The following is a 4,321-nucleotide window of genomic DNA, read 5'->3' as shown; positions in this document are numbered from 1 at the left end:
ATGAATTACGCACTTGATTTACCTAAATACTTCATCTTATCATGTTTTAGGTTGAAATTAAGATGCGTTTACCCTGGGTATCGTTGCAGTTACAGCGTATGGTGTTTGATATGGCTTGACTTTTCCTCTATTATTTGAAGTTGATAAACCGAGAGAAAGACTGCAACCAGAAGATCAATACCTAACTCAACCTGAAATTGCAGCGAAAATGATCGAACAATTGCGTGCGATGGGATTTAAATTTAATTTTGTCCTAGCAGATAGTTTATACTGATAGAGCAGTAAAAATTTAATTCAAATACTAGAGGAATTGAATCTAAATTTTATTTTTGTAATTCGCTATAACCACAAATCATGGGGAGTTACAGACGCGAAAGTCAAATATTCAAAGTGGCAAACATTCAAACGTGTCTTCTCAGGTTTAAGCTCGGAAGACAGATATATAAGAGAGATTATTTGTGGTGATAATCCGGAAATTAAATATTAGCCAATCACAACTGATAAAGAGGAGCTGACCAAAAACACTACTTGGTATGTAATGAGTAAATTTCCCAAAATTACACCCAGAGAAGTAGGTAATTTTTATGGTTTAAGAACTTGGGTAGAATCTGGGGGGTGACAACCCGCCCCAAACCCAGAGTTAGTAAGGATTGAGCCAACTTGTGGTAAAAAAAGATAGGCAGCAGAATTATTACACGCTTGCCTATCCAAAAAAATAATGATACTAACATTCTACCAGACCCATTTACAAAAATACCTGACGCCATCTCAGTTTTTGGTGATGACAACCTTGCTATCCTTGATGCAATCTGAAAAACAAGTGAGATTAGAACGGCTGTCCCGAGTATTTCCGTGTCTAATTACAGCGGAAAGTCGGCGACGAAAATTACAAAGATTTTTAGATTTATCTCACTCGGGCGATCGAATTAATTTGGTTCCCATTAATTACTTATTGGTTGACCACTTATTGCCGTGTTGGTAATCGCTTATCAAGATCCATCGCTCGCAGTCAATGGGGGTGTATTAATCTGTTCATGGTTAGCTTAATCTGGGAGCGAAGAGCAATTCCGTTATACTGGTCATTGTTGCCCAAATTGGGCAGCAGCAACTTCGAGGAACAAACTACAAATCTACAGCAAGTTTGACCATTATTTTCAGAAGATAAATTCATCGTTTTAGGAGACCGTGAGTTTTGTTCGGTAGACGCAAGGATTCTGGCTGAAGGAAAAGGGTGTGTCTTTTTGCTGAAGACTGAAGAGGAATTATTGTATCGAAATAGAACATTTAGTTTGGCAACGGTTAGATGAATTAAGAATAGTTCCAGGAACCTCTTTATATTTTCAAGGTAAAAGAGTGAGAAAAACTCGGCATGCCACGGGATTTGATGTTGCTTGCAAGTGGAAAAGAAACCATAGGGCATGGAAGGTTGATCGAGCATGGTTTATTCTCACGGGTTTAGGGTCATTGCCGGCAGCTATCGATGCTTACAAACAACGGATGGGCATTGAATAAATGTTCGGAGATTATAAAACAGGAGGCTACGATATGACAGGAACTAGCTTAAAAGGAAACCGACTGATTAACATAATTTTGCTCGTGAAACTCGCCTACAGTTCGGCAATATTTGAAGGCACTGATATTGAGAAAAAGCAGTTAATAAAATATGTATGTCGGCGTTAAGAACCTAAAAAACGATATCGAAAACGGAGTACATTTGGTGTTGGCTTAGATGGAGAAAAGTGGGTCAATTATCTCGAACAATATTCGGATCAGGTGGAACAGTTAATCAAGTTAACTCGAAATAAACGCCGCTTTTATCAACAAGGCATACAAGCTGCAACCATTATACAGTCTATTTCCTAAGCCTATTTCTCACCCCCCAGAAATTTCACTCAATCTCCGGAAAAAGGCTAGACTTGAGCGCAGACATATTCAGTAAAACTATGTCTATATTGCCACGGCGTACACAAACAAAAATGGCTATAGTTATACTGAGTGATTTTGGCAATGAAGCGGGTATTCAATCCCGCTCTATTACTTCTCAATACCCTCTTGCTGCTAACTGCAAAGCGGGTTATGGCGAGGGATTCTCGGAGGAATTATGATGAACCTAAATTTAGATACTATTTTCTCATCGCTGATGAACCCGGCCCTGAACGAGTTTCAGGCTTGGGCTTTGCAAAACCCGGAAGAAAGTCTCAGCAAAACGATGCTACCGCCGATCGCCCTGATTGAGGGTTTGATTGCCAACGAACCCACCTATTTGCAGATAAAACGGCTGGCTTTCGGAGCCAACTTTTGCTGCGCGGGGCAAGTCGTGATGGGAGAGTTTGACACCCTGGAAAAAGCACTCACATCGCCCCAGGCGCGCGGATGGCGGCTTGGTACTTCTGTACTCGATCCCGATAACGCCCCCAACCAAGATGTTGGCGGTAGGAACCTTTTTCTACTGTCTTTGTCCGATCGCGAAACTGATGGTAGCAGCAACCACGCAGCATTCCGAAGCTGTATGCAGAAATATCTCTTCAACAGTGCGACAGCGGATCGCCAGGGAGACGAAATCAGCAGGCGGTTGCTCGATCGGCTAGCCGCAGATTATGCCGAGATGTCGCACGGTGCGGGGGGAGCGTTTTTTACCGATGTCAAGCGGGGTTGGATGGGATTTTTAGTCCGATACCTGCACTACGTCATCTTTGGGATTAATCCAGACAATTCCGAGTCGATCGAACTTCTCACCGAATTGCATTACACCCGCCAAAGCCCGCTGCACTACTTCGCCGTCATCGGCAACCTGCTGCAAAGCCTGAACCTCTTTGGACACGGGGATTTGTCCGCTCTAATCGAGCGTGCAGCGACTATCTATGAGAATTCCCCAGCTTTAGCCGACTTCGAGGAGAGCTCGGAAAACAACGGCATGACTAAGCGGGAATTGGCAAAGCTGATGACATCAATTATGGGCATAGCGGGACTGCAAGGCCCCCTGCACCTAGGCTACACGGCAATGGGATACCGCCCTCTCCCCGCCTATAAAGGACAGCAGACGGCCGAAATTAACCCGACTGATTTTTGGGATCAGCTCGATTTGGACGATCGCCAGTCGATCGAGCTCTTCCTCCTGGAATGCGCCCGCCTCTGGGCCCCCGTCAGCGCCACCCACCGAGTCGCGACAGAGCCTTTCACCGCAACGGTAGCGGGCAAAGAGCGCACCTTCCCCGCCGGAACCAAGGTACTGATACCGCTCAGCCTGGGGCTGCTAAACGAGAGTTTCTGGGGCTCTACGGTATACGAATTCAACCCTAAGCGGGAGAATTTGTGCCCTTTTCATATGGGATTTCATTCGGTGGGCGATCGGAGTGCGGGACGGATTTGCCCAGCTAAAGATATCGCACTCAAGATGCTAGTGGATGTCGTGAGTACGGTAGGCAAAGTGCGGCGAAACTCTGAGCCTAACTTGCGGCGGTAATCAATCCAAAAGCTCGCATCAGACAGCGGTTGAGACGGAGATATTGCACCCTTCTCGCTTAACAGGCTTTTCGGGACACCCCACAAGACATCAAGTTTATTGTGGGGTGTCCCGCCCTTGAAAAACTTATTGCCAATGATGCAAGATGTGAGTTGAAACCGCACGCCACATAAACTATTGAGCGATCAACTAAGAGATCAAGGGGGTATCTAATAGGAAACCAAAGCACAACTATTTTGAGGATAAGTAATACCATGTTAATCGAACAAAAGCAACTAAAAGACATCGCGACTTGGATGAAAGTAGAACATCCAGCAGAGTTACCCGAAGCCCTGCAAGGTATCTTTTTTATGGACGGGAATGTTTTACCAGACGATTGTCTGACGATGTACAATTCAGACTGGAATGCTGCCGAACGGACGTTATTGCTGCGCGTTTTTGACCCTGTTATCTGGACATTTCATTCATCAATGGCGGGACGGACGTTAATTTATTTAGTCAAATTTTCTCGCTTCAGCTACTTGTTCCGATTCTCGGATGCAACTTTGCAGCACGGGCACATCACGCCGATAGTGTTTGGATGGTCTGTGCCACAGTGGCTTGTAGATTTTTTGATCGATCGAGATCCGAAAACTCCGAATGGAGATATCTGGCATCGCACAAACTCGTTTTTCGGCAGACCTCCTGACAACGGATATACACTCCGCAGGATTGTAGACAAAGATGGGAACTATACATCAGCTTTTCCAGATATGCTGTCTAAGGTTGAGAGTGATTGTTTAATTATCCCTCTTCTGTCACTCTAGGCAGAAGAAAATAAGAATTCCCTCTCATTCATCAAGTAAGAGAAGGGATTTG

Annotated in this window: 3 protein-coding genes and 1 pseudogene; all 4 read left to right on the top strand. The window is 44.7% G+C overall.

The window, feature by feature from the left end:
• Window positions 1-76 precede the first annotated feature (76 nt).
• Window positions 77-613 (top strand): annotated as a pseudogene (locus tag QUA45_RS28065) (IS701 family transposase); the annotation flags it as partial.
• 899 nt (window positions 614-1,512) lie between these two features.
• Window positions 1,513-1,680 carry a hypothetical protein gene (locus QUA45_RS28060; RefSeq protein ID WP_333223153.1) on the top strand — a complete coding sequence of 56 codons (168 nt, stop codon included), beginning with the start codon at window positions 1,513-1,515 and terminating at the stop codon, window positions 1,678-1,680.
• 421 nt (window positions 1,681-2,101) lie between these two features.
• Window positions 2,102-3,463 carry a cytochrome 450 gene (locus QUA45_RS28055; protein WP_333101179.1) on the top strand — a complete coding sequence of 454 codons (1,362 nt, stop codon included), beginning with the start codon at window positions 2,102-2,104 and terminating at the stop codon, window positions 3,461-3,463.
• A 254-nt stretch (window positions 3,464-3,717) separates the two neighbouring features.
• Entirely contained in the window at window positions 3,718-4,269 is a 552-nt protein-coding gene (locus QUA45_RS28050; protein ID WP_333223151.1) for a hypothetical protein, read from the top strand.
• The last annotated feature ends 52 nt before the right edge of the window (window positions 4,270-4,321 follow it).

It is taken from the genome of Microcoleus sp. Pol12A5 (assembly GCF_036701435.1).
Classification (GTDB): domain Bacteria; phylum Cyanobacteriota; class Cyanobacteriia; order Cyanobacteriales; family Microcoleaceae; genus Microcoleus.
This window is presented reverse-complemented; position numbering and strand designations above follow the sequence as displayed.

Excerpts from the sequence above, each read along its gene's own strand:
- QUA45_RS28055 (WP_333101179.1), top strand. The coding sequence starts at position 2,102 with ATGATGAACCTAAATTTAGATACTATTTTCTCATCGCTGATGAACCCG.
- QUA45_RS28060 (WP_333223153.1), top strand. The coding sequence starts at position 1,513 with ATGTTCGGAGATTATAAAACAGGAGGCTACGATATGACAGGAACTAGC.
- QUA45_RS28050 (WP_333223151.1), top strand. The coding sequence starts at position 3,718 with ATGTTAATCGAACAAAAGCAACTAAAAGACATCGCGACTTGGATGAAA.